We start from the raw sequence: 24,648 nt of genomic DNA, 5'->3' as shown, positions 1-24,648 counted from the left end.
GTCAAGCCCTATTTTCAGCCGAACGCTTCAAACGTTGCGGTGTATAGATCCGTGCTAGATACCAAACTTCGAGCGCTTCGACAATCAGGGTCACGGCCGCTGGTAAGAGTTGTTGATTAGCCAGAACCACCACGATCCACAGCAGAACTGCGGTCACACTAAGAATCAGCGTCATCAGGGTGACAAAACTCTTCAATCGCTGCGCTGCAGCAACCGGATAGACGTGGGTAAAGACAATATCATCGTATTGATGAAAGAAGGGCAAGAGTTGAAATCCGATCAGATAGATGAAGAGTGCCGCGAGAATCACCGGCAACCATTCTCCTCGGATAAAGTACAACAACATCATACCAATCACCGTCAGACGGACGATCAGGCCACTGAATTCAGTGCCCCGCGCCATCCCCCGACTGAACAGATACAGATAGGTCTGCTCGTGCGTCGGCTTGATCAAATGGAAAAGTCCATCGAGATAACGGCGGCGCTTAATGGTTCCAGATAACATGGGAACCTCGGTAAACATGTTGAAGAACCGGTAAATTCCCAACATCCGATTATCCTCAATCTTAATCTGTTCACGCCAACGAATCTGTTGCGTTTGCCAATGTTGTTGAAACCAAACGGCTACCGCAATATCGGCCACAATCGCCAGGATCACCGCCACGAGTGGCGTGATCCACAACCCACAGGCGAGCACAATCAGGCTCAGGCCCCATTTGATCGGCCAACGATTCATCCGCGCTTGCCCAGTTACCTGATAAGCGCTGGCGAGGTCCATCCGTAGTAAGGCATCCTTTAAGGCCACCTGAGCAACCAGCAGAAGCAGTACGGGCGTCACAGACCAGCCTAGGGTCACCGCCAAGAACGGTGACAAAAGGAAAATGGCAATCGCCTGTGTGGCCTGTGCAATCACCTGGCTGTACCGCCGAGCGGCGACCAGGTAGGCATGCATGGCCCGTTCCTTTGGTAATAGGAAGACCCGGTCAGCATCCTCAATGAGGGTCGCCAACCGCCCGATCTGGGCCACAATTGTCAACACCAGTAAGGCAACCAGCGGCGCCCACCACTCGTGTCCATGAAGTTGTTTCAGCACATTTGAGTAGCCCAGTCCTAAACCGCCGAGGAAAAATAGTAAGGCAAAAACAAAGAAGTCATTGAAAACCAACCGCAGGTACTTGGCCATTTCCCGGAGATGGCGCTGCAGCCGGGTCTTGAATAAACCGGTCATGAGCGATCAACCTTTGTCATCGAAAGGTAGATATCGTTCAGTGATTCCCCCGCTTCCGGAAGAGCGGCTTGTAATTCGCTGAGCGTCCCTTCGGTCTTCACCTGACCGTCGTGGAGCAACACGAAGCGATCACAGTACCGTTGGGCGGTATCCAAGACGTGGGTCGACATCAAGATGCTAGCCCCTTGACGCTTGCGTTCTTCAATCAGATTCAACAGGTCATTAACGGCCAATGGGTCCAGTCCCAGGAAAGGTTCATCAATGATAAAGAGCTTGGCTGAGGTCAAAAAGGCACAGACGATCATGACCTTTTGCTTCATCCCTTTGGAAAAGTTAGCGGGGAACCAATCCAACTTGTTATCCAAACGGAACGTCTTCAAAAGTTTGTGCGCCGTGGCCCAGGCCTTTTCATGGTCCAAATCATAGGCCATCATGGTGACCTCAAGGTGTTCTCTCAGCGTCAGTTCCTGATACAGAACTGGCGTCTCTGGAATATAGGCAATTTGTTGTTTATAAGCCTGACTGTCCTGATCAATGGTCACTCCATTCAGAGTAATCGTCCCCTGGTGAGGCGTTAACAGGCCAATGACATGGTTAATCGTGGTGGACTTCCCGGCACCATTTAATCCGATCAATCCCACCAATTCGCCGTCCTTAACATCAAAACTAATATCTTTTAAGACGGGAATTTGGGAGTAGCCTCCCACAACATGGCTGACTTCTAAAGCCATAAACATCCCTTCATTTCTTCATAATTTAACCGCACCATTATACCATAGGCGGCCCGACAAACGAACGGTTGGGGTGAAACAGCAGTGATTGCTGGTGTATAATGAAAGAACTACAGTGAAAGAAGGAGATTTAATGGCGACTATGACGTTAGAACCACATTACGATGATGATTGTGTTTTTTGCAAGATTTTAAAGGGCGATATTCCCAGTTATACCGTTTATGAGGATAACATTGTGAAGGCCTTCCTGGACATCTCCCAAGGCACCACTGGCCACACGCTGGTGATTCCTAAGACCCACGTGCAGGACATCTTCGCCTATGATGAAGACCTCGCCGCCGCAGTCTTCACTCGAATTCCCAAGATTGCTCGGGCCATTAAAGCGGCTGACCCCACTATCTTGGGCATGAACATTGTCAACAACAACGGTGAAGTGGCTTACCAGTCTGTCCTCCACTCTCACTTCCACCTGATCCCCCGCTACACCGATCACGATGACTTCAAGATGATCTTCAAAGATAACGCAGCAAACTTCACCCCTGCTTCATACGGGGTCATTCAAGCTAAAATTAAGGAACAATTGGAGGATTAACCATGGGAATTAGCCGATTCATTGGCGGTCTCACCCTTGCCACCGGCGTTGGTTTGGCCGCTTACCTTACCTTAACCAAACAGGACCCAATCACTTGGGCAAAACACTTAAAGGAACAAGCCAAGCACACTGCTGCCAAGGTTAGTGAGGCCCAGAGCGCTCAAGAACGATTGACTGAAAGCGTTCAAAAACTCGGAGCGGCCGTTGACGCCAGCACCCCTGCTCTAGAAGACATTCAAAAGGATATCGAGAAGTTCCAATTCAAGATTGCCCCCCGGGTCGCAGTGATTCAAGAAACCTTGGATCGTTGGGAACAGGACTAAATTTGAACTTTTTGTAAAGCTTCTCGTACCTTTTTGGGTTTGCGTTTTTTTGTGTTATGATGTCTGAGTATGGTGTTTACACCAATCTTGATGAATGGATGTGTTGAGCAATATGAAGAAATGGTTAATCGCCCTCGCTGGTGTGTTACTGACTGTAACGCTTGCTGGTTGTGGGAACCAAACCGTTGCCACTACTAGTGGTGGTAAGGTCACAGAAAGTGCTTACTACAGCAGTCTTAAAGGGACTTCTTCTGGTAAGCAAGTTCTGCAACAAATGATCTTAAACAAGGTCTTGGAAAAGCAATATGGTGACAAGGTTAAGAAGTCCCAAGTTAACAAGCAATTCAACCAATACAAGGCACAATATGGCTCATCCTTTAAGAGCGTTCTTTCCCAAAGTGGGATGACGGAAGCCGGCTTAAAGACTGAAGTCCGTTCGAACTTACTCTTGAAGCAAGCCGTAAAGGACAACGTTAAGGTAACCGATGCGCAACTCCAGAAGCAATTCAAGAGTTACGAACCAGAAGTTACGGTTGCGCACATCTTGGTTTCCAAGAAGTCGACCGCTAACACGGTTATCGACAAGTTGAAGGACACCAAGAAGAGCGACTTAACTAGCGAATTTACGACGTTAGCTAAGAAGTACTCTACTGATACTGCTACCAAGAACAAGGGTGGTAAGTTAAGTGCCTTCGATAGCACCGACACCTCTTTGGACTCAACCTTCAAGAAGGCTGCCTTCAAGCTGAACACGAACGAATACACCGCTACTCCTGTTAAGACGCAATACGGTTACCACGTTATCTTGATGTTAAAGAACCCTGGTAAGGGAACCATCAAGGAACACAAGGCCGAATTGACGAAGCAAATCATCGACAACGACATGAATGATTCAACTATTCTGCATAACGTCGTTGCCAAGGTCTTAAAGAAGGGTGACGTTTCTATCAAGGACAAGGATATGAAGAACATCCTGGCTGACTACTTGTCATCAAGTTCCAGCACTTCGACGACTTCATCATCTTCATCTAAGTAATCGTCACAACTTAAAAGGCATCCGATTTCGAAATGAAATCGGATGCCTTTTTTGTCGCAATTTAAGGACGCCCTACTCTTCGGGTTTGTCCGTTGATGGCCGGTAGAAGCGCCGACCGTCCATGGCAAAGACCCGTTCGGAGAATTCGCCAGGTTCGGTGTGTTCCACGACAGTATCCAGCATCATGATTGAGGCGTCGAGCTCATCGAGTTGATGCAAGACGTCCGCCTCACGTAAGGCTGGTCGCACGGGTGACCCGTATTCCAGCAAGCCGTGGTGGCTGAGAATCATGTGCCGCAGAAGCAACACATCTTCGGCCTGCGGATCCAACTTCAGCGGATCACAAGCTCGAACCAATTCACCGTCAATGAGCACGATATGCCCAATCAAGTTCCCTGCCAACGTATAGACCGTTGACTTGGGGCCCGACAATTCAATGGTCTTCCCTAAATCATGCAGGATAGCCCCGGCATACAACAGTGGCCCATTGAGATCCGAGTATTGGTTAACGACCGAATGCGCTAATTTCAAGATAGAAATGGTGTGAAAGGCCAATCCACCCTTGAAGGCATGGTGATTACTCTTTGCCGCGGGATAAGTGAAAAATTGTTCCTGATATTCGCCGAGAAGCTTGCGAACCAAGCGATTCCAAGTTGGTTGCGTGATTTCAAAAATCGTTTGGTTGATGTAGTCTTCCATTTCTTTACGCGACATTGGTGCCTGTTCGATAAAGGCTTCCGGATCGGTGGGTTCACCCGTCTTGCTGAGTCGCAAATGGAAAATCTTAATTTGGGGATGGGTTTGGTAATTCTCCCGCTTCCCTTGCAGATGGACTACCCGCCCGGCGACATAGTTAGCGACGTCTTCATCTGAAGCATCCCAGTATTTACCAGAGATTTCACCGGAACGATCTTCAAACACAATGGCGATATACTGTTTTCCATTCTTGGCCGTCCGCACATCGGCCGACTTCAGAAGAACGAATAAGTCAACCGCCTCGTCGACGGCATAGTCCATCAATTGTTTGGCTGCTGCCATAATACCCCTCCTAGTCTACTAATTGGCTAATCTGTTGTTCGGCGACGTCAGTGGCAATGGCGGTATCGGCCGTCATCAAAATCACCTGGGTGTCGCGACTAATCTCATCGAGTAGCCGATAAGCCTGATGACGCCGTTGCACATCAAAGTTTACAAATCCATCATCGATAACCACTGGCATCTGAACCTGTTGCGTCATCACGATTGCAAAGGCCAACTTGACAGCAAAGTCGAGTTGTTCCGCGGTTCCCCGTGACAACTGACTCACCGTCCGCCACTCACCATCGCGCCGGCGAACACGTAGCGTTGTTTCCGTCAACTCAATTTCAGTATACCGGTTTTCGGTTAATTTACCATAAAATTCACTAGCTTTGGTGACAATCTGCGGTAACCGATCACTGGAAGCCGCGGCCAAGGCTGCCGCAATCCACTGACTCGCCAGCCGATCGACCAGCCAGCGCTGGGTCGTCGCAATCATTCGGGTTTCCAAGTCGGCTAGTTTCTGCCGCAAGGTTGCCTGGGTCCCGCTCGACGTTAACTGATCAATCTGACCGGCCAAAGTGGCCAAGCGTTCATTCCCCTTATCTAGTTGCGCTTGCGTCGCCGCCAATCGCTGGCGGTCCTGTTCAAAAGTGGCCTGTAGCGTCGCCTCATCCGCTACACCTTGGAGTGCTGCCAAATCAGCCTCACCCAACTGATGGGCCAGATCGGCTCGCCGTTGCTGCCGCTGATCGCGTTCCTGAACGGTTTGATACTGCCGATAGAAGGCTTGCGAGTCCGTCACATTACGCGTCTGGAGAAAAGTCGTCACCGCGGCGGTAGCTTGCTTGAGTGTCGTGTGATCGCGTTTAACCCGTTCACTTAGCGCGCTGAGATCACTGTCGCGCGTGGCCAATCGCTGTTGTTGGCGTTGCAGATCCAGCAACTGATCGACTTGATCTTGCAAGTCGCGGTCAGCCAATTCGGGCAAGGTCGCCCCAATCTGCTTTTGAAAGTCTGTGACCAGTTGCTGGGCAGCCTGAAAGTCCGTGGTGACGGCTTCCAGTTGTCGGGTCAGCCGTTCCCACTCCGCAATCGCCCCTTGCGCTGTGGCCCATTCCTCCAGCGGCACATCGGCCATGCCATAGTTTTCACCAATGGCGTCCAGCCGATTCGTCAGCTCGGACGTGGTACTCGACCCTTCACGGAGTTGCGCCTGCAGGTCACGAATCTCCGCCTCCAGTTCGTCGGTCTGTTGCGTCGCGGGCGTCCCGCTAGACACAATGAAGGCGCCATAATACCCGACGGCGACCCCGACCAGGGCCCCACCTAATTTCAAGAAGGCCGAAGGTAAAAATAGCGATCCAATCAGGACAATGAGCCCGGCGGCTAGCCACCCAATCTGCTTATCTGCCAACGGATTACGCTGTTGTTGCCGCGTCGGTTGCTGTTGCCGGAATTGTTCATTCAAGTCATTTAAATTCTGCTGGAGTCGCCGCCGTTTCTGGTTCGCCGCGGTCAGCGCCTGTCGCAACTGGGTGACCTCTTGAAGCGTCGCCAATGAGAATGCCCGCGGCATCTGCCCCTGATGGGCGTACTGGCGTTCCAGGTTTTCCGCGCGATTCTGAAGATCGGCCTGCTGAGAACCTGTCTGCTCGACCGTATGCGCCGCCACCAAAGTATCTGGAATAGTTGCCAGGGTTGGTGCCAGCTGATCAACTGTTTCTAAATAATGCTGAAATAGCGGTGTCAATTGGGCCGCTTGCCGTTGAGTCGTCAATTCTTGCTGATCGTGAGTTAGACTTTCTTGGGTCACCTGTTGCTGATTAACCAGGCGTTCCAAGGTCGCTGCATCCTGTGGTGCAAAACCTGTTGCCACCGGATCATTGGCCGATGCCAAGGCTGTCCATTGTTGATAAATGGGCCATTTAGCCAGGCGTTGTTCCCCCGTCGTCACCCGCTGTCGTTCTGCCTGAAGTGTCTGCCGTAACGCGGCCTGGTCTTGAGTCAGCTGTCGACGTTGATCGAGTAGATCCCAATACTTGGGATAAGCCGCGTTAGCCCGATCCAATTTGGCCCGCAACTCACGATACTCTAGTAGCCAACGGTTCAGTTCGGGATTCCGCCCCTGGGGCTTGTAACGGGCGTCAGCTGCCTCATCCAATTTGCTAGCCTGCACTAACCAGAAGTCGCTCCCCACTGCACCCACGTGCCGCAGGTGATCCACCAGTTCCTGTTTGGAGGTCGCAAAGACTGCGGCCAATCGGGGTTCGTTGATGGCGTAGACTTGCTGGAAAAGCGTCGCATCCATGGGTGCCAACAGATGTGGCAGACTCGTTGCCGGCAGTTTGAGGTCACTGGTCACATTATGTAAGGTTACTTTGCCTCCGCGAGGACCATCCACCCGCGTCACCAGATAGTCTTGGCCCCCTTGTGTAAACGAAATCTCACCACCAAAACGGCTACCATCCAGGGGTTCATACCGCAGCGTGGGATGCTTCTTCGTAGGAAACCCGAACAGGATGGCACTAATGAATTGCGTCAATGTCGACTTCCCAGCCTCATTGGCCCCCAAGAAAACGGTAAGTCCCGGATGTAGGTCAAAGGTTCGATCATGAAACTGGCCAAACCCATAAATTGTTAATCGGTTAAGACGCATGGTCATCCTCCTCTCCCGCCAAGGCGGCTAATAGCTTGGTGGCCTCTTCTCGGAGTACCGGCGCCGTTTTCGGGTCCGCAAACCAATCGGCCAAAGCCGGCTCCTGGGCTAATTTGCCAAACAAATCTTGTAAATTTTCTGAAGTGAATACCTGATCCGCACCGGTTGTCCAGTACCGTGTGTCCAACTGCGGTTTCTCAGTGGTGGCAACCGGCGAGTCCCAACGCAAGGCCACGACGACCCGCTGTGCGTCCTGCATCGCTCGACGATGCGTTCGCTGAAATAAGGCTAACCAGTCACCACTGGTCACCTGCGCCTGGTCAGCAGCCGATAACGGTCCTGCTAGTGCCAAGGTTGGCACGACCAGTTCAGGTGTCGTGGCGGGAGCCTGGGTTAGCCAAGTAGCCAGTTGATCGCCAATCTCGGCCAAGGTCGGGGTCGAGGCCGCAATGGTTAACGTTGGATTGGTCCACACTAGGGCCGACGTCGCGAAGAACTTCGGTACCAACCGGTGATCCTGACTAGTTACCAGATAGGCTCCCCGTTCACCGGTCTCTGTGCGATCGCGCCCCTGGGTATTCCCGGCATACAGAATTGGCGGATTTTCATTTAGGAACTGACGTTGGTGAATGTGCCCGAGGGCCCAGTAATCGTAGCGTTTCGCTAACAACTCGGCCACCGTAAATGGCGCATAGTGATCACCACTGCCCATTGCCACGGCTCCATGCAACATCCCCAAATGCCAATCGGTCGTCGCATGTTTTGGAAATGCCGCCAGCGGATCGTGAGCCACCCACCGTTGGTCGTAGCTAAAACCACTAATGGCAACCGTCTGCCCGTCTCGTAATGTCAGCGTCACCGTCGTTACCTGTGGTCCAAGAACCGTAACATTGTCCGGGTAGGCAATCGACAGATGTTGGTCGGCTAGGAAATCATGATTCCCAAATCCCAAAATGACGGGGATCTGTGCCTGCGCTAACCGATCGAACTGTTCAATCAGGTAGGCCTGGGCCGCTACGCTCTGTTCCGCGCGATCAAAGAGGTCGCCCGCCAAGAGAACAAAATCCACCTGCTCGGCCAGTGCCCGGTCAAAGACTCGAGTGGCCGCGTTAAAGGTGGATTCCCGAATCTGCGTCAATAGTGACGTGGGCAGATCCTGTAGCCCTAGAAAGGGACTGTCTAAATGAAGATCCGCCGCGTGAATAAATTTCATAATGTCTGCTCCCTCCCCTTAACAACTGATAAAAAAATCGCCGGCACCGACCCTCCAAAGTGAGTGGTTGCGCCGACGATCTCGTCCTTAGCCCTTGTAGATATCTTGAATAGGCTCCGTAATAGTCTTGTTTAACTCAGTTAACAGGTCGTTTAAGCCCCGTTCTTTTTCCATCAAAGCCTTGATGGCATCCTTCTTGGAGACGCGTCCCGCAACTTCTTGGACGTGTTTCATTTCGTCCTCGGTTGGTTGTTGACCCGTCATCTGCTTCTGTTGTAAGTTCAATTGAACTTGTTCAAATTCCTTAAACAGTTGGAAGGTTTCCTCGTCCGCCTTCATTGTTGCAAAGGCAGCCTTTAAATCCTTGAATTCTTGCGTATCTTGCAAAACTTGGGCAGTCTTTTCGCCCAGTGTGTGCATGTCGTCAGCCATGAATGTTTCCTCCTCGATGGGCCGTGGCCCGCATTAGGTAATAACCATTAACTATTGTACCATGCTTTGGGGACTGACCCAACGTCATTTGTTAATTGACGACGGACTTGGCCTTTTCCCACCAAGACTTCACCTTGTCGGCAGCATTGTTAAAGGTCTTACCAGCATCATCAATGCCTTGCTGAACCTGATCCCAAATGTCACTCGAATCGGACCCAGAATTCTCGGCCTTAGCTAGCGTCGACGCATCCTTCGTGGTGAATGAGGTCCCCTTGGTATTCGGTAGGATACCCTGCATTTCAGCCTGGAAGAGTGGGCCTTCACCGGTTCCACTCACGTTCTCCAAGTGATGCTTATCGCTGGTATTATCGAAGCCTTCCCAGGTCGTCACGACCACATCTGGCGTGTACCCGACAATCCACTTATCACGAGTGGCATCGGCATCCCCATCGGCTTCGGTACTCCCGGTCTTCCCGGCAATCGTGTAGCCATACGGCTTAGCCGAGGCCCCGGTTCCATAGTTGAAGACGCCCATCATCATACTGGTCATCTGCTTGGCAGTTTTCGCCGACATGACTTTGGTGGTCTTCGGTGCGCTATCCTGGGTATCCACGACAACGTTCCCTGAGGCATCCACAATCTTACGAATGTAGTGGGCCGAAGACATGGTCCCCCCGTTCGCAAATGCCGTATAGGCCTGGGCAAGCTGCTGTGGTGATACCCCGGTCTTCAAACCTCCCAATGCTAAGGCAAGGTTCTTGTCAGACTTGGTTACCGGCAGACCAAACTTCTTCACGGAATCGTACCCCTTGTCCACACCAATCTTATTCAGTAACCAGACGGCTGGGGCGTTGGTACTCTGAGCTAACGCCTGGTACATTGGAATCTTTCCACTGTACTGGTTGCCATAGTTTCCTGGTGTGTAATGGTTCGTCCCGTAGGACTTCTTCTTATCCGTCAATTCGGAATCGTAGTAGTAGCCGTTCTCCAGGGCTGGCGTATAGACGGCCAACGGCTTAATTGTTGACCCTGGTTGCCGCTGCATCTGGGTCGCCCGGTTGTACCCTCTAAAGACATGCTTGCCCCGGCCACCGACGACGGCTTCCACGCCCCCCGTATTGGGATCGATGGCAATGCTGGCCGCCTGGACCTTAGTGCCATCACTGGCATTGGCTGGGAAGTAGCTGTCATTCTTAAAGAGGGTCTGCATCTGTGACTGATTCGACTGATCTAGGCTTGTGTAGATCTTATAACCCCGGTTCATGATTTCAGACTCCGTCAAGCCATATTTGCTGACAGCCTCATTAATCACTGCGTCAAAATAATACGGGTATTTATAGGTGTTCTTATAGGTGTAATCATCGCTGGTCGTCAAAGCCGTGGCCTGATACTGTTTAGCCTGTTCTGAAGTAATCGCGCCCGTCTCGGCCATGAGTCCCAGGACAACATTTCGGCGAGCCCGTGAGGCCTGCGGGTGCTTAATTGGATTGTATCCACTCGGAGACGTCAACATCCCTGCCAGAACGGCCGATTGGGGAACAGTCAACTTATCCGCCGTGGTCCCGAAGTAGCGTTCCGCGGCATCCTGAACCCCCCAGACCCCATTGTCAAAGTAGGCGTTGTTCAGGTACATCGAGAGAATATCTTTCTTGCTATAGACGTTCTCGATTTCGATGGAAAGAAAGAGTTCCTTGAACTTCCGCGTGAAGGTCTGTTCCTGTGATAAATAAGCATTCTTCGCCAGTTGTTGGGTTAAGGTACTTCCCCCACCACTGATGTAATCACGCCGTAGCACCTTATTTTTAGCGTACAAGAAAAACGCGCGCGCATAGCCCTTAAAAGAAAAGCCATATTCGTGGTAAAAGTTCCGATCTTCAGTTGAGACCACCGCGCTCTGAACATTCGTGGAGATCTGTTTCAGGGGCACATAAGTCCCCTTTTGCGAGTATAAAGTCCCCGCTTTTTTATTGTGTCGGTCATAGATCTTGGTGGGATTCTCTAGGGCCGCCTTCAGGTTACCCACGTTAGCGGTCTTGGCCATAAAGGTCATGTACCCACTTAACGCCAGAAAGCCACTCAACAAAATCACAATGATCCACCGGGTCAATTGATACCGGTGCCAGATCCGTTTAAAGTGGGCTTTAAAGCCTGACCCCTTGGTCTGATTAGGTTGTTGGGTATTCATTCAATAGCCTCTTCTATCTCAGTTATATTATGGCTATTTTAGCATAAACACCGTGTCTAACCGCGTTTTCAGTGAAACTTTATGAACCTTTAATTTCACTTAAGCCGATGAAAAACACCCGGAAACCAATTGAAAATAGGTTTCGCGGGTGTCAGAGCTTTCATAATTGAATTAATGAATAATATCAGGATTCATTTCCGCCGCAATCTCGTCGTGGAGTCGAGCTGCCACCTTAGCATCCGGACTGATGATAAAGATGGTGTCGTGGCCCGCTAAGGTTCCGGCAATCTCTGGTAAATTCAGATCGTCGAAGATGGCCGCCAACAGGTTCCCATTGCTCGGCAGCGTTTTCAAAATGTTGACGAATTCGACACGCGTCAAGCCCGTAACCACCTCGTTAATGGTTTCACGCAGGTGTTCTTCCTCACTCCGGTTCCCCGCCTTAAAGATCGTGTAGCGGAGATGTCCATGACCATCCTGAGCCTTCACGATTTGCATTTCTCGAATATCGCGCGAGATGGTGGCCTGAGTGGCCTGAATGCCGACTTCCTCCAAATGCTCCATTAATTCTTCTTGCGTACCAATTGGATACTGATTAATTAACTGCTCGATTCTTGCCTGCCGCATACTTTTTTTCATTGTGACCACCCTCCCGCATAAAATTGCATTAAGTATAACAAAGGATGCGGAATTAAGCCACATGTCTCTGCATATTTATAAAGTAAGTGTAACAAATATTCTTTTTTTACGCAAAAAAATCACCCCGCGTTAGCGAGGTGATTCGTTTGATTTCGGTTTACATTTCGTCTGGTGCTTGGACCCCTAAGAGTCGCAGAGATTCCTTCAAAACCGTGGAAACGGCCTTAACTAAGGCTAAACGTGCTGGTAATTCAGCATCCTCGGCCAGAATCTTAGAGTGCGCATAGTACTTGTTGAAGGTCTTCGACAAGCGAATGGCAAACTTAGCAATGACGGATGGTTCGAGTTCGGCACAGGCCATCTTGACCGTCGCTGGGAAGTCGGCCAAGGTCTTGATCGTGTCCCAGGCCTCGGGATCAGAGATCTCGTTGCCACCGGCCTTAACGTCGACACTAGCGGCCTTACGTAAGATACTTTCGGCACGAGCATGGGCATATTGGACGTAAGGACCCGTTTCCCCTTCGAACTTCAATTGATCGGCCAGAACGAAGTCAATGGCGTTGGTCCGTTCGTTCTTCAAGTCACCGAAGACGATGGCGCCGACCCCAACTTGGTGCGCGACTTCTTCCTTGTTAGGCAGGTCTGGGTTCTTCTCGTTGATCTCTTCACCCGCTAATTTAACGGATTCTTCGAGGACCTTAGCCAGCAGGATAATCCGGCCAGAACGCGTTGACAACTTCTTCCCGTCAACCGTGATTAACCCGAATGGCACGTACTGCAACTTCGAAGCAGATGGTAATCCGATTTCAGTCAGAACGGCCTTCAATTGCTTGAAGTAGTAGGCTTGTTCGGAACCAACCACGTAGAGATTCTTGGCTGGTGCGTAAGTCCGGTCCCGGTAAAGAGCCGTGGCGATGTCACGCGTAATGTACAGCGAGGCCCCGTCACTCTTTAAGATCAGTGCTGGGTTCAAGTCGTACTTGCTCAAGTCAACCACTTGGGCCCCTTGAGATTCAACCAGCAGATGCTTGTCCTTTAAGATCTGGACAACTTCTTCCAACTTGTCGTTGTAGAAGGCTTCCCCATTAAAGGTATCGAAGGATACGCCTAATTCATCGTAAACTTGGCTGAATTCTTGCAGTGAAGCTTCACGGAACCAAGCCCACAGCTTGTTTGCTTCAGGGTCGCCGGCTTCGAGCTTACGGAACCATTCACGAGCCTCATCATCCAATTCTGGATGTTCCACGTCTTCCTTATGGAAACGAACGTAGTATTCAACCAGCTTGTTGATCGGGTCACGCTTAACATCGGCTTCGTTCCCCCACAGCTTGTAGGCCGTGATGAGCTTACCGAATTGGGTTCCCCAGTCACCCAAGTGATTATCTTTGATTGGGTGGTAACCATTTTTCGTAAGAATTTCAGCGATGGAATTTCCAATCACCGTTGACCGCAAGTGACCCATGGACATTGGCTTGGCAATGTTAGGTGAGGACATGTCGATTGGCACGTTGCCCCCGGCACCCTCTTCGTTCTTCCCATAGTCAGCGCCCTCGGTCAGAACGGTCTTCAGGGTCTCTTCACTGAACGCGTTCTTGTCGAAGAAGAAATTCAAGTATGGGCCAACCACTTCAACCTTTTCGAAACCGGTCGTGTCGAGCTTAGCCGCCACGTCCTTGGCAATCTGTTGGGGTGCTTGGTGCAAGACCTTGGCCAACGTAAACGTTGGGAAAGCTAAGTCCCCCTTGTCAGACGTCTTAGGCCGTTCAATCTTGTTGCTAATCTCGTCGGCCGTCAACTGACCGTCTAATGCCGCCGTCAAGGCTGCTGTTACTTTTTGTTTGTAATCCATCCTTATTTTCCTCCCTAAACAATTGTCCATCGCAGATAACTACTTTCAGTCTACACCATCTAGTCGCTGGGACAAAAAAACGCCCCTTACAAAATAAATTGTAAGAGACGAGGTAAACCCGCGGTACCACTCTGATTGACTTGAAAGTCCACTTTAAATTCATTTAAATGTTCGATCTGACAACGCCCGTTCGGTTGGGTCTGTGATCCGGCTCACACCATTCCGGACTCGCTTGACTTAGACACACAATCTACTAATCGTATCAGTTTAGCCTTCGAATAATAAGAAAGACGACCAACTGGCCGTCCCATTCGAAAGCGGGTGACGGGAATCGGACCCGCGACGCAAGCTTGGGAAGCTTGAATTTTACCACTAAACTACACCCGCACAACACAAGAAAGTATAGCATACCTCCTGTGAGTTGTCATTATTTTTTTGCAAATTAATTCAAAACTACCGCAAAAAACTAGTCTTTATCCACTTTTTTCTCGGTAATTTTTGCCGCCGACTTGCGGACGACAGCGCGGTTGTTCATGTCTCCAACCGCCGTCTTATCAGCTGGATCATATTCTTTGATCTCAACTAAAACTGAATTATCATACACTTTGGTCACTTCACCAGTAAAGCTGTGTTCCAGAGGACCAAACTTTTTCGCCGCAACGTAATCGCCAACTTTGAGTTCAACTTCAGCCATTGTTCGTCGCTCCTTTCGTATGCAAAGTAACATTATAGTCAAATTCACGGGTCACCGCAAGCAAATGAATTGTAAGGAGTTTGAAATAATCGGGGAATTCCGAACACTCTGTGACTTATCTCGAGCCGTTCCCCCAAAAACCGATAGTTGTGCTCAATTACTATTGTTATTTCCACCAAGATAGCGTTTTCCCGAACGTCACCCCTACTTTTTCTAACTTTCCCAACCGTACGCATTTGCCTCAAAATAAGTTATAATCAAGGCGTTGTGTTTCAGCCGAATCAATTGACTCAAAACAAACGAGGAGGAGACGTTTAATTATGAAAAAATGGCACCTTAGAGCGGTTCGGGGAATCGCCCTAGCTGCGGGAATGGTGGGCCTGTTATGGGCGGCCACCCCGGCTAGCGCCAACTCAATTAATACTTATATTAACAACCAGGGTTACGCCACACCAAAGATTACCACGCAAATCTGGAGCGGTTTCCCTAAGAATAGCTACCGTTATGGTAAGCCTGAAGGGGTCGTGGTTCACGAAACGGCCAATCCCAAGTCCACAATCTACAATGAAATTGCCTACATGAAGAATAACTATCAGAACGATTTTGTTCACACCTTCATTGACGCCAGCAATATCATCAACGTGGCCAACACCAAGTATCTCTGTTGGGGATCAGGGTACTATGGTAACCAGCGCTACGTTCAATTTGAACAGGTCGAGGTTCACTCCAAGTCCGCATTCGCGAATGAATTGAATAAGTCCGCCTACTACACGGCCTACATTTTGAACAAGTATGGGTTAAAGCCCAAGCGTAATACGACGGTTCTTTCCCATCACGATGTATCGAATAATTTAGGCGGGACCGATCATACCGACCCCGATGGTTATTGGAAAGCCAACGCCAAGGCCTACTTTGGCACGACCTACACCATGACCGACTTCATGAGCCTGGTGAACACCCAGTATGCCAAGATCACCGGTAACAGTAACAACAGCGGTAGCACAACGGATGATTCCAACCAACACACGTCGGCCAAGCCCAAGACGGTCAAGTACTACGCCGGAACCAACAACGAAACGGCGACTCTGGCGAACAACTATACGAACTGGACCGTCTATAACCACGTTAAAGGCACCGCTAAGGCCCGTAAGATTGGTTGGGGTAACCTGAGTGCTGACTACCGGGGAGCGAAGGTCTACGTCGACATCCGTGGGGTTAAACAAGGCGGCTGGAGTGGAACCTGGTATCGCATCCGCTTTGCCAAGCATTCCACTTACAAATACTGGGTCTGCAGCAATGTCTTGAACTTCCCTAATGTCACCTATAAGGATGCCAGTGGAACCAAGACCCTGAACACGACCTCTAACTCAGCTCTATACAACCACGTACTCAATTCAAACTACCTGAGTACGGTCACGGCCCACACGCAAGACTTCCAGGCCGGTCAAACCATCAAGCTCAATAAAAAAGGTGTGAAGACTTCGGACAACTCCACCTGGTATCGTGGAACCATTGGGAGCAAATCCTACTGGGTAAAATCCACGAGCCTACAATAAAATCAAGACTAGCCGAAATGGCGTTGGAATCTTTTCCAACGCCATTTCGCCACCTAAGGAGATTTCTAATGGGAAGAATTCAATTTTACGGCGCCGTCTCTCTCGATGGCTTCCTCGCAACCGAAGATGATCGGTTGGACTGGCTCACTGGCCTGATAGGCCTCCCCGCCAACATCGGACAGGAGACTCTGAGCCAGATGGCCAGTGCTATTCTAGGACGAGTCACCTATGACACCATTCAGGCTGACATGACCGAAGACCTCACACTGAACCCCTACAATGCTGACATACCAGGCTATGTGCTGACACACCAGTCGCGTTCTGATCAGGGACCACTCCATTTCACGGACACACCCGTGGTTGACCTAGCCCAACGCTTGCAGGCTAAAGGAAATGTTTGGATTGTCGGTGGTCAGCAAATCTTGACGCCACTCCTAGCCGCTAATTTGGTAGACGACCTTTACCTGCAAGTCGCGCCTACCCTACTAGGCCGCGGTAAACGCCTCTTCGGCGAACTTGCTAAGCCTCAGACTTTCGAACTCCAGGCGGTTCACCAATATGGGCCCTTGGCCGAAATGGTCTATCGGCGACAAAATTAGTTCCACTAAACTGATTGAATATGGTAGGCTGGTACTAGTTGAAACTTTAAGGAGGCATTAGTCATGTGGTTGGCCTTACATTTTTGGACGTGGATCGTCCTGACCATTCTCGTCATTCTCGGACTCACACGTCGCTCTGAAAAACGGGTCACGCAGTTCCTACTGATCGCCCGAATTGCCTACTTGGTCATGATCATCAGTGGCGTTGTCCTTTCCATTCGGACGTTTGTGCACGCCCCACTTCTAATCAGTCTGAAATTCATTCTGGGCATCGCCACCATTGCCCTCATCGAAATTAGTTTCGGTCGGAAGATGGAACGCGACACGCCTCATTTGATTTACTGGATTCTGGGTATCGTTGCCCTGATCACGGTTGGCCTGGGACTCACCCTCGCTTTCAAATAAATCACGCACAAGGTGCCGAGACTCATTGTCTCGACACCTTTTCTGATCTCTAAAAACGTGCAACAGCAGGCGCTTAGCTGTTGTACGTTTCGGCTACATAATTGTCGGGATCAAAAAAGGGAGCCTGGTGTTTGTTCCAGGCTCCCTCTACCACTTAATCAGCTTGTCGTAATTTCAAGGCCATTTCCAACGTCCGATCAACCAAAATGGATTGGCTGTCGGCCACGGGAATGGTGAGTTCTGGTTCACGTTCCTGAGCCAAAGAAAGCTCCGTGCACCCGAGAATCACCACGTCGGCGTGCCGTTCCGTCACCATCTCGTTGAGAATGTGGTGGTACAGCTTGGCATCCACTTCATTGTTTTCCTTGATGTGATCGTAGATCAGAGTCATGGTTTCATCCTCGATCGCCTGTGTTGGCAATACGGGTTCGAGTCCGGCCGCTGCGACCTCATCCTCGTAGACCTTATCCGTAATGGTTCCCTGCGTCCCGGTAATCCCGATCCGCTTGGCATTCGGATAACGACGCTTAATTTCCTTAACCGTCTCACGCGGCATGTGTAGCAATGGCACATCGGTTGCCGCCTGCAAGTCATCATAGAAATAGTGCGCCGTGTTGCAAGGCAACGTAAAGAACGCAGGCTTCAGCTGGCTTTGTTGCTGAATATCTTCAAGCAGGCTGGGTAACGGATTGGGCTGACTGTGATCCAAGATATAGTTTGTCCGATCCGGAACCGTCGCGTGGTTCACCAGAATATAATTCAAATACTCCTGATCGGCGTGCGCTGGCGTCCGTAAGTTCAACTGATGGATATAGCTCTCGGTGGCCATGGTACCCATGCCGCCAATAATCGTAAAGAATTTTTGCATGGTGATTACCCCTTATTTTCTGCGAAGTATTTCTTAAAGTTAACCGTGTAGTTGTGCTGCATCCACTGGATCAAGGCCCAGCGCTTCAAGTTCATATCCTGATCGTAATGGTAAATGGTGCCATACTGACCGGCGGCAATTAACTTCAGTGCCCGATCCTTGTCGGCATTTTCCCGCGTGTACTGCTTGAAGACCTTGACCGGCACACCTAACCACAGCGCGTGCTGGCTTTCGTCCTTGTTGCCATAAACCGTCGGCGCATCCTTCAGGCTGTCCTTCACGTAATCCTTAACCACCCAGTCAGCCAGGTTGTAGCCGTTCAAAGTCACAAAGAAGCTACTCCGGCCCTGACGCAGGTTGATTTCAAACAACTTGAAGCTGTGATCCCGGACATCATACTTCATGTCAAAGTTAGCATAGCCGGTAAACTCGATGGCTTCCAGGAACTTCTGAATGTTTTGGTAAATCGTTTCGTTATATTCCGGAATAATCGCCACGTAATTTCCAATGGCTGATGGCGCTGGATCTTCCAGTAAAGGATGACCCAGACACATCATCTTCACCTTGTGGTTCCGATCAACGTAGGCATTGAGCACCCGCATGTTGCTGTCATCCCCGGGCACGAAGTCCTGGAGAATCAGATCGGAGGTATAACCGTTGGCATAAACCTTCTGAACGATGTCCTTGAATTCAGCTGCTGACTGAATCCGAAAGGCCTTCTTGCGACCCTCAAAGTGGATGTCTAACCATTCCACACTGTTGGCTGGCTTCAAAGCAACTGGATAATCAAAGGGTTGTTCGACGGGCTGACCACTCGTGGCCTCAGCCTTCGTGATGATCCGTGTTGCAGGATATGGTAACCCGTACTGGTCACAGACCTTGTAGAAGTTTTCCTTATTATTCAGGTGACGTAACTTGTCGTAATCAATGTAAGGGCAGATGAAGACATCTTCCAACTCTGCCTTGTGCTTACTGATTAATTCGGCATAACCATCCCCACACCCGATTAAGATAACGGGTTCTGGATGATCGGCGTAACGTTCCTTTAATTTACGCATGGTTTCAATCCAAACAGGATCTTCATCGAATCCCGGGATCAATTCCAGATTCACAATCTTGGTGTAACGCGTCGGTGCCAATTGGATGCTGGCAAAGGCTTGAACGGGTTGATGGTACAGGTCATAGAATGAGCGTGCCATGCCGTAGACGTTAAAATCACTCCCCAAAAGAACAGGGGTAAACTTGACTTCCTTGGTTTCCATAACGGCTTAAAGTCCCTTCACAACGTTTAAATAATTGAGTTAAGTACTGGGTGGGATGCCCCCACTCATTTTTTCTAGGTAAACGCAATCAAGGTTGTTAGCGGACGAGTCCAATAGCAACCTTGATCGTTATCGGCCGACCATTTCTGGGGCCGGATTCAGTTAGATTTGAGTCCGATGAACAAGATCCACGGTCTTAGCCGTCGTATCTTCTGGGAAGTAAACTTCATACCAGAGAATGAAGGTGTAAATCGTAAAGATCTTTTGCATGCTGGACTTACCATTGATGTGTTCGTGAAGAATCTCCATCAAGGCATCGGTGTTAAAGAACTTATGAGCCACGTCGGAGTTAAAAGCTTCGATAATCCGTGACTTGTAAGGCTCCGTCTTGATCCAGGTTGCAATTGGGGATGGGAAGCCCATCTTTTCCTTCTTTGCGACCCGTTCTGGTAATTCAGCCTCGGCAGCAGTCCGCAGAGAAACCTTCGTTTCATCCGCATGAATCCGCGTCTTAACTGGCATGGTTGCGGCAAACTTGGCCACTTCCTTGTCAACCAACGGCGTCCGAACTTCCAGAGAGTTCGCCATACTCATCCGGTCGGCCTTGTGTAAGATGTCATAAGGCAACCAGGTGTTGATGTCGAAGTACTGCATCTGCGTCATTTCGTCTAAGCCCTTAACGTCGTCAAACAGATGCTTGGTGTAAGCCCCGGCATCCTGGTTAAGACTTGGGTTCTTCAAGATCTTGTTACGGTCATGATAGTCAAATACGTAGTTCACCCGGTAATACCGCTCGCTCAGCGGTTGCGCTCCCCGAACTAAGAATCGGCGACCGTGGAATCGTGGCAGCTTTTCGGCAATACCACCCATCATCTTGCGAATACCCTTTGGAACCCACTTCTGGTAACGTTCGAACGGAATAGCTTCGAGGTAGGTGTTGTAGCCCCCGAAGAATTCGTCGGCCCCTTCACCAGACAAGGCAACCTTGACCGCCTTACGTGTCCCTTTAGACAGGTAGTAAAGTTGCATAGCCGATGGGTTAGATAGTGGTTCATCCATGTAGTACATGATGGTTGGTAAGATATCAAAGTAATCATCACCGGTCATGTAGAGTGGCGTATTCTTTTGCTTGATTTCCTTGGCAAATTCCGTGGACCAGCTTAATTCACTGTACTTGGAGTTCTTAAAGCCCAGGGAGAAGGATTGGATTGGTTGTAGCTTAGAAGCTTCGTTCAGCACGTAGGAAGAATCGATCCCACTGGATAAGAAGCTCCCAACTTCAACGTCGGCAATCATATGCGTCTTAACGGATTCGTCGACGATACCGCGAATCTTCTTGGCATCTTCTTCAACCGTTTGACTGTTGTCAATGTGGTCGTAATTGAACTTGTAGTACCGGTGCGTTTCCGTTTCGCCATTTGCGTGGTGAATAAAGTATTGGCCCGGTAAAACCTTGTAAACGTTCTTGAACATCGTTTCCTTAGAAGGAATGAACTCAAAGCTCAAATGAATCGGTAACAGTGCTTCGTTGAATTCCTTTTTGAAGTTAGGGTGTTCCAAGAAAGCCTTGATTTCTGAGGCCCAGAGGAAGGTCTCACCATCATCGTAGTAATACATCGGCTTAATACCAAAGTGGTCTCGCGCACCGAAGACTTCATTCTTAGTCTTGTCATAAATGGCAAAGGCATACATTCCACGCAGACGGTCCAGTAATTTAGGACCCCAAGCGTCATAACCGTGGATCAGGACTTCAGAGTCCACATCCGTTTGGAATTCGTAACCGAGTTTTTGTAAATCAGCCCGAATTTCTTGGTAGTTATAGATTTCTCCATTAAAAGTTAAAACTTTCGTTTGGTCCCGGTTGTACATGGGTTGCTTCCCGTGGGCCAAGTCAATGATTGACAGCCGACGGAAGCCCATAACGGCTTGGTCATCCTTAAAGTATGCCTCGTCGTCCGGCCCCCGGTGCTTAATCCGGTCTGCCATATCGTTAATCGTGGTAGACGGAACATCCTTTTGATTCACATAGCCAACGAATCCACACATGTGCGTATCCCCTTTTTCTCGTTAATAGTCAGTTTGATTTGAACGTTCATTAATATTTAATGAAACACAACACCCATCATTTTAGCAAATTTAATTCGTGAATACCATATTATTAAAGATTCTTAAGCGGATAGTAAACACTGCCATCATTCTGGGGCGAACTCGGCCAGTTGATCGACATTGGTAATGCGAACCTGCCGACGGCCGACCGTTTCGATGGCCCCCTGCTTGGATAGCTGTCGCAACTTACGACTCATGGACTCTGGGGTCATCCCTAAGTAGGCGGCAAGGTCCTGCTTACTCATTGGTAATTCAAGCAATTGTGCCCGATGACCACTAATCTGCAATAGGTACCCGGCCAAGCGTGGCAAGGCATCGGGAATGGCCAGCAAGGTGGCCTGGCGTTCGGCCGTCTTCAACCGATCGGCCAAGGCCCCCAGTAGCGCCATCGACAACGTTGGTAATGCCGTAATCAGATCGGTCAGGGCCGCCCGTGAAATTGTACAGAGCTCGGTCGTCTTGGTGGCCTGCGCATAGGAGGTGTGAATTTCATCCGTAAATAGCGCAATCTCACCAATAAAATCCCCAGGATTCAGAACCCGCAAGATTTGTTCGCGCCCGTCCTCGGCCAAGTGATAGAGCCGAACCTGGCCGGTATTCACGATGTACAGCGTCCGAGAGACTTCGCCAGTGCTAAAGACCGCATCCCCTTTATCCGCGTGGATTGGCCGCGTGACTTGGGCCACGGAGGTCATCTGATCGTCCGCTAATCCCTGAAATATCGGGACTTGTGACACACATTCCAGTTCCCGCTCGATTGAATGCTGATGATGCTGATGTCCCTGTTCCATGACCACATCTTCCTTTCTCATACCCTCCATTTTAGCAAACAAACGGCTAAAACCGGTAAACAAAGCCTTCCCGCGTGGATTGTGATATAGTGGCCATAATGAAACCGCTAACTTACTAAGGAGGAATTTTTCATGTCCCGTATGCTACATCAAGCCTGTACCTCATTTTTAGCCGGTAAAAATGCCACAATCGATGGCAATCCGGTGATCGCCCGCAACGAGGATAACGGGGTCGCCATCTGGCCGAAACGCGTCGTGGTCCACGTGGCCGATGAACCCCGTAACCTGAACTTTATCTCGAAGGGCAACCAATTCAGAACGACCCTGCCCGAAAAGGCCTATCACTACACAGCCGTTCCTGACACCGATCCCTCGGCTGGGTTCTACGAAGAGAGTGGGATCAATGCCAAGAACGTTGCCATGAGTGCCACCGAATCGGCCTACGCCAATAGCCGCGTCCTTGGTGTCGATCCACTGGTAGCCGATGGGATTGCGGAAGATGCCATGCTGACCGTCGTCCTCCCCTACATTGACTCCGCTAAAGCGGGGGTTCAACGGCTGGGACACCTAGTCGAAATCAATGGGGCCGCGGAGAGTAACGGCATCCTCTTCGGTGATACCAATGAGGTCTGGTACATGGAAATCGTCAGTGGTCACCACTGGGTAGCCCAACGGATCCCAGACGACGCTTATGCCGTCGTGGCCAACCAACTGGCCATTCAGGACATTGATTTTGATCGCCCACAAGAATTTATGACCTCAACTAATATCCGTCAATTCGTCCAGAGCCATCACCTTAATCCCGACGGCAATCGTTTCAACTCCCGGCATATCTTCGGAACGGCAACCGCCACGGATAGTCACTACAACACACCGCGGGTCTGGTACGGCCACAAGCTCTTCACGCCAAGCGCCTTTGAAAATCCAACTGACCAAGAATTACCGTTTATTCAGCATGCTGAAAAGAAGATTAGCCTGCCCGAAATCGCCAACTTCCTGGGATCCCATTATCAGGAAACCCCATACGATCCGCTGGGCAACGGGACTGACACGGAGCGTCATCAATTCCGAGCTGTCGGCTTATCACGGACGCAAAACTCCCACATTCTTCAGCTCCGTCGCGACGTCGTGCCGATGTTAGCCGGCATCGTTTGGCAGTGTTTCGGAAACCCAGCCTTCAATCCTTACGTCCCCTTCTATGCACAGGGAGACCAGCTTGCTGCCAACTATGCCGCTGATAACAGCGACTACCAGGGTGAGAACCCCTACTGGGCTAGCAAACTACTCGACGTCCTTAGCGAGGCCCACTACCACGAAAACCGGCAGTTGATCGATAACTTTCTCGGTGCGACTCAGGCGATTGGTTATCAACGGCTACAGGCGGGGGATGCCATTCCAACGCCGAATTCCGCTAGTCTAGGTAGCTTAAATGTCGAGACTGCTGCCACCTACGCCAATGCCATTCAGGCACAGGCCGGTAAACTTGTCCAGGCCAATGCGGCCCTTTCGGATCTGTCTTTCACCATGGATGCCAACCTGTAAATTGGTATCGTTCAAAAGATAAATGCGCTATAATGAATTTAAGCTAGTAGCCCCGAAAGGAATGATTATGATGGATGAAATTGTACTTTTCAATCCTGGTGACTCTATTGGGAATTTCCACGATTATCACGAGGCCGTTCAGACCGCGCAGATTTATCAAGAACGCCATACAGAATCCGGCCATGTTGTTGTCGTTAAAAGTGATAACGGTGCGCCGTCTTTCGATATTTTCTTAGCGGAGCAGCAGCTGGATAATGGACAAAAGAACCCGTCCACGAGCAAGCGTTACACGATCTCTAAGAAACTTTAGGCCGTCACGTGACTAGAACTTAACTTTGTCCTAATAAAAGGAGGTCTGCCAATTTGGCGGACCTCCTTTTTTGCGACTTTTCAAATCGGCTGAGATATTCGTGAATATAGTGTCCCGTGACACTATCTGCCGTTCGCTGACCTCCCGCGGTGTCCCGGTGGCCACCAAATGTCCCCCGTTAATCCCACCACCGAGCCCCATGTCAATGACATAATCGGCATTGGCAATCAGATCGAGGTCGTGTTCGATCGCAATGACCGTGGCACCCTGTTGAATCAGGCGGTCAAAGACCTTGACCAGCTGCTGAATATCCAACTGGTGCAGGCCCACGGTTGGTTCATCAAAGATAAAGAGCGTCAAATTCTGGCGTTTGCCAATCTGTGATACCAGCTTCAACCGTTGGACTTCACCCCCGGATAAGGCCGGTGTACTCTCCCCCTAACAAGAGGTAGCCCAGGCCCATATCATGGAGGATCTGAAGCATACCTTCGATGCCACTTTGATCGGCAAAGACCGGTAATCGCCACGAACTTTAATTTTAATTGCCAATAATTCCAGAATACTTTCTCGTTCTTTTATAGTAAGATGGTGATAGCCCATAGCGGGTACAA

Annotated in this window: 22 protein-coding genes, 1 tRNA gene and 1 pseudogene; 8 read left to right on the top strand and 16 right to left on the bottom strand. The window is 50.1% G+C overall.

What is annotated here, in order from left to right; genetic code table 11:
* Position 1: 1 nt before the first annotated feature.
* Together IV54_RS09555 and IV54_RS09550 are read right to left on the bottom strand one after the other, a co-directional pair.
* Positions 2–1,228, bottom strand: a complete 1,227-nt coding sequence (locus tag IV54_RS09555; protein ID WP_057879122.1) for an ABC transporter permease — start codon at positions 1,226–1,228, stop codon at positions 2–4.
* Entirely contained in the window at positions 1,225–1,959 is a 735-nt protein-coding gene (locus IV54_RS09550) for an ABC transporter ATP-binding protein (RefSeq protein WP_057879121.1), read from the bottom strand. Before IV54_RS09550 ends, IV54_RS09555 begins: the two co-directional genes overlap by 4 nt.
* Before the next feature lie 133 nt (positions 1,960–2,092).
* On the opposite strand from IV54_RS09550, the gene IV54_RS09545 reads away from it, so the two are divergent.
* From IV54_RS09545 to IV54_RS09535, 3 genes are all read left to right on the top strand, one after another.
* On the top strand, positions 2,093–2,551 hold the full coding sequence (locus IV54_RS09545) for an HIT family protein (protein ID WP_420806178.1): 459 nt from the start codon (positions 2,093–2,095) through the stop codon (positions 2,549–2,551).
* Between the two features lie 2 nt (positions 2,552–2,553).
* Positions 2,554–2,874: a hypothetical protein gene (locus IV54_RS09540; protein ID WP_057879120.1), complete on the top strand. Its 321-nt coding sequence runs from the start codon at positions 2,554–2,556 to the stop codon at positions 2,872–2,874.
* Positions 2,875–2,986: 112 nt separating this feature from the next.
* Complete coding sequence (locus tag IV54_RS09535; protein ID WP_057879119.1) at positions 2,987–3,910, top strand: peptidylprolyl isomerase PrsA; 924 nt, start codon at positions 2,987–2,989, stop codon at positions 3,908–3,910.
* A 72-nt stretch (positions 3,911–3,982) separates the two neighbouring features.
* Here IV54_RS09535 and IV54_RS09530 read toward each other — a convergent pair whose 3' ends face one another.
* The 9 genes from IV54_RS09530 to IV54_RS09490 all read right to left on the bottom strand — a co-directional run bounded on the left by IV54_RS09530 (position 3,983) and on the right by IV54_RS09490 (position 14,598).
* Positions 3,983–4,948, bottom strand: a complete 966-nt coding sequence (locus IV54_RS09530) for a 3'-5' exoribonuclease YhaM family protein (RefSeq protein WP_057879118.1) — start codon at positions 4,946–4,948, stop codon at positions 3,983–3,985.
* 10 nt (positions 4,949–4,958) lie between these two features.
* On the bottom strand, positions 4,959–7,586 hold the full coding sequence (locus tag IV54_RS09525) for an ATP-binding protein (protein ID WP_057879117.1): 2,628 nt from the start codon (positions 7,584–7,586) through the stop codon (positions 4,959–4,961).
* A complete protein-coding gene (locus IV54_RS09520; RefSeq protein WP_057879116.1) occupies positions 7,576–8,799 on the bottom strand; it encodes a DNA repair exonuclease in 1,224 nt (407 codons plus the stop codon). Before IV54_RS09520 ends, IV54_RS09525 begins: the two co-directional genes overlap by 11 nt.
* An 87-nt stretch (positions 8,800–8,886) precedes the next feature.
* On the bottom strand, positions 8,887–9,231 hold the full coding sequence (locus IV54_RS09515; protein ID WP_057879115.1) for a YlbF family regulator: 345 nt from the start codon (positions 9,229–9,231) through the stop codon (positions 8,887–8,889).
* Positions 9,232–9,322: 91 nt separating this feature from the next.
* Positions 9,323–11,416, bottom strand: a complete 2,094-nt coding sequence (locus IV54_RS09510; RefSeq protein WP_057879114.1) for a PBP1A family penicillin-binding protein — start codon at positions 11,414–11,416, stop codon at positions 9,323–9,325.
* 171 nt (positions 11,417–11,587) lie between these two features.
* Positions 11,588–12,055, bottom strand: a complete 468-nt coding sequence (locus tag IV54_RS09505) for an arginine repressor (RefSeq protein ID WP_057879113.1) — start codon at positions 12,053–12,055, stop codon at positions 11,588–11,590.
* A gap of 157 nt (positions 12,056–12,212) precedes the next feature.
* Positions 12,213–13,904 carry an arginine--tRNA ligase gene (argS, locus tag IV54_RS09500; protein ID WP_057879112.1) on the bottom strand — a complete coding sequence of 564 codons (1,692 nt, stop codon included), beginning with the start codon at positions 13,902–13,904 and terminating at the stop codon, positions 12,213–12,215.
* 316 nt (positions 13,905–14,220) lie between these two features.
* Positions 14,221–14,291 (bottom strand) — tRNA-Gly (locus tag IV54_RS09495).
* A 79-nt stretch (positions 14,292–14,370) separates the two neighbouring features.
* On the bottom strand, positions 14,371–14,598 hold the full coding sequence (locus IV54_RS09490) for a DUF2187 domain-containing protein (protein ID WP_057879111.1): 228 nt from the start codon (positions 14,596–14,598) through the stop codon (positions 14,371–14,373).
* A gap of 320 nt (positions 14,599–14,918) precedes the next feature.
* Between IV54_RS09490 and IV54_RS09485 the strand changes: the two genes are divergently transcribed.
* The 3 genes from IV54_RS09485 to IV54_RS09475 all read left to right on the top strand — a co-directional run bounded on the left by IV54_RS09485 (position 14,919) and on the right by IV54_RS09475 (position 17,158).
* Entirely contained in the window at positions 14,919–16,154 is a 1,236-nt protein-coding gene (locus IV54_RS09485) for a peptidoglycan recognition protein family protein (protein WP_057879110.1), read from the top strand.
* A 68-nt stretch (positions 16,155–16,222) separates the two neighbouring features.
* Positions 16,223–16,753, top strand: a complete 531-nt coding sequence (locus tag IV54_RS09480; protein WP_057879109.1) for a dihydrofolate reductase family protein — start codon at positions 16,223–16,225, stop codon at positions 16,751–16,753.
* Between the two features lie 63 nt (positions 16,754–16,816).
* Positions 16,817–17,158, top strand: coding sequence for a DUF1516 family protein (locus tag IV54_RS09475; RefSeq protein WP_057879108.1), 342 nt, complete (start codon positions 16,817–16,819; stop codon positions 17,156–17,158).
* Positions 17,159–17,312: 154 nt separating this feature from the next.
* Here the strand turns inward: IV54_RS09475 and IV54_RS09470 are convergent, their stop codons facing one another.
* The 4 genes from IV54_RS09470 to IV54_RS09455 form a co-directional block, all read right to left on the bottom strand.
* Positions 17,313–18,026 carry an aspartate/glutamate racemase family protein gene (locus tag IV54_RS09470; protein WP_057879107.1) on the bottom strand — a complete coding sequence of 238 codons (714 nt, stop codon included), beginning with the start codon at positions 18,024–18,026 and terminating at the stop codon, positions 17,313–17,315.
* 5 nt (positions 18,027–18,031) lie between these two features.
* The gene (locus IV54_RS09465; protein ID WP_057879106.1) at positions 18,032–19,288 is read right to left on the bottom strand and encodes a carboxylate--amine ligase; all 1,257 of its coding nucleotides are present in this window, start codon (positions 19,286–19,288) and stop codon (positions 18,032–18,034) included.
* Positions 19,289–19,450: 162 nt separating this feature from the next.
* Positions 19,451–21,334 (bottom strand): asparagine synthase (glutamine-hydrolyzing), encoded by a 1,884-nt coding sequence (gene asnB / locus IV54_RS09460; RefSeq protein ID WP_057879105.1) that lies wholly within the window; start codon positions 21,332–21,334, stop codon positions 19,451–19,453.
* A gap of 146 nt (positions 21,335–21,480) precedes the next feature.
* Complete coding sequence (locus IV54_RS09455) at positions 21,481–22,185, bottom strand: Crp/Fnr family transcriptional regulator (protein ID WP_057879104.1); 705 nt, start codon at positions 22,183–22,185, stop codon at positions 21,481–21,483.
* A 132-nt stretch (positions 22,186–22,317) separates the two neighbouring features.
* Between IV54_RS09455 and IV54_RS09450 the strand changes: the two genes are divergently transcribed.
* Both IV54_RS09450 and IV54_RS09445 read left to right on the top strand, forming a co-directional pair.
* Positions 22,318–23,727, top strand: coding sequence for a C69 family dipeptidase (locus IV54_RS09450; RefSeq protein ID WP_057879103.1), 1,410 nt, complete (start codon positions 22,318–22,320; stop codon positions 23,725–23,727).
* A 70-nt stretch (positions 23,728–23,797) separates the two neighbouring features.
* A complete protein-coding gene (locus tag IV54_RS09445; protein WP_057879102.1) occupies positions 23,798–24,037 on the top strand; it encodes a hypothetical protein in 240 nt (79 codons plus the stop codon).
* A gap of 19 nt (positions 24,038–24,056) precedes the next feature.
* On the opposite strand, the pseudogene IV54_RS09440 reads toward IV54_RS09445, so the two are convergent.
* Positions 24,057–24,557: pseudogene (locus IV54_RS09440) on the bottom strand (hypothetical protein); the annotation flags it as partial.
* Between the last annotated feature and the right edge of the window lie 91 nt (positions 24,558–24,648).

Origin of the sequence: Levilactobacillus paucivorans (genome assembly GCF_001437125.1) — a bacterium.
Lineage (GTDB): Bacteria > Bacillota > Bacilli > Lactobacillales > Lactobacillaceae > Levilactobacillus > Levilactobacillus paucivorans.
This window is presented reverse-complemented; position numbering and strand designations above follow the sequence as displayed.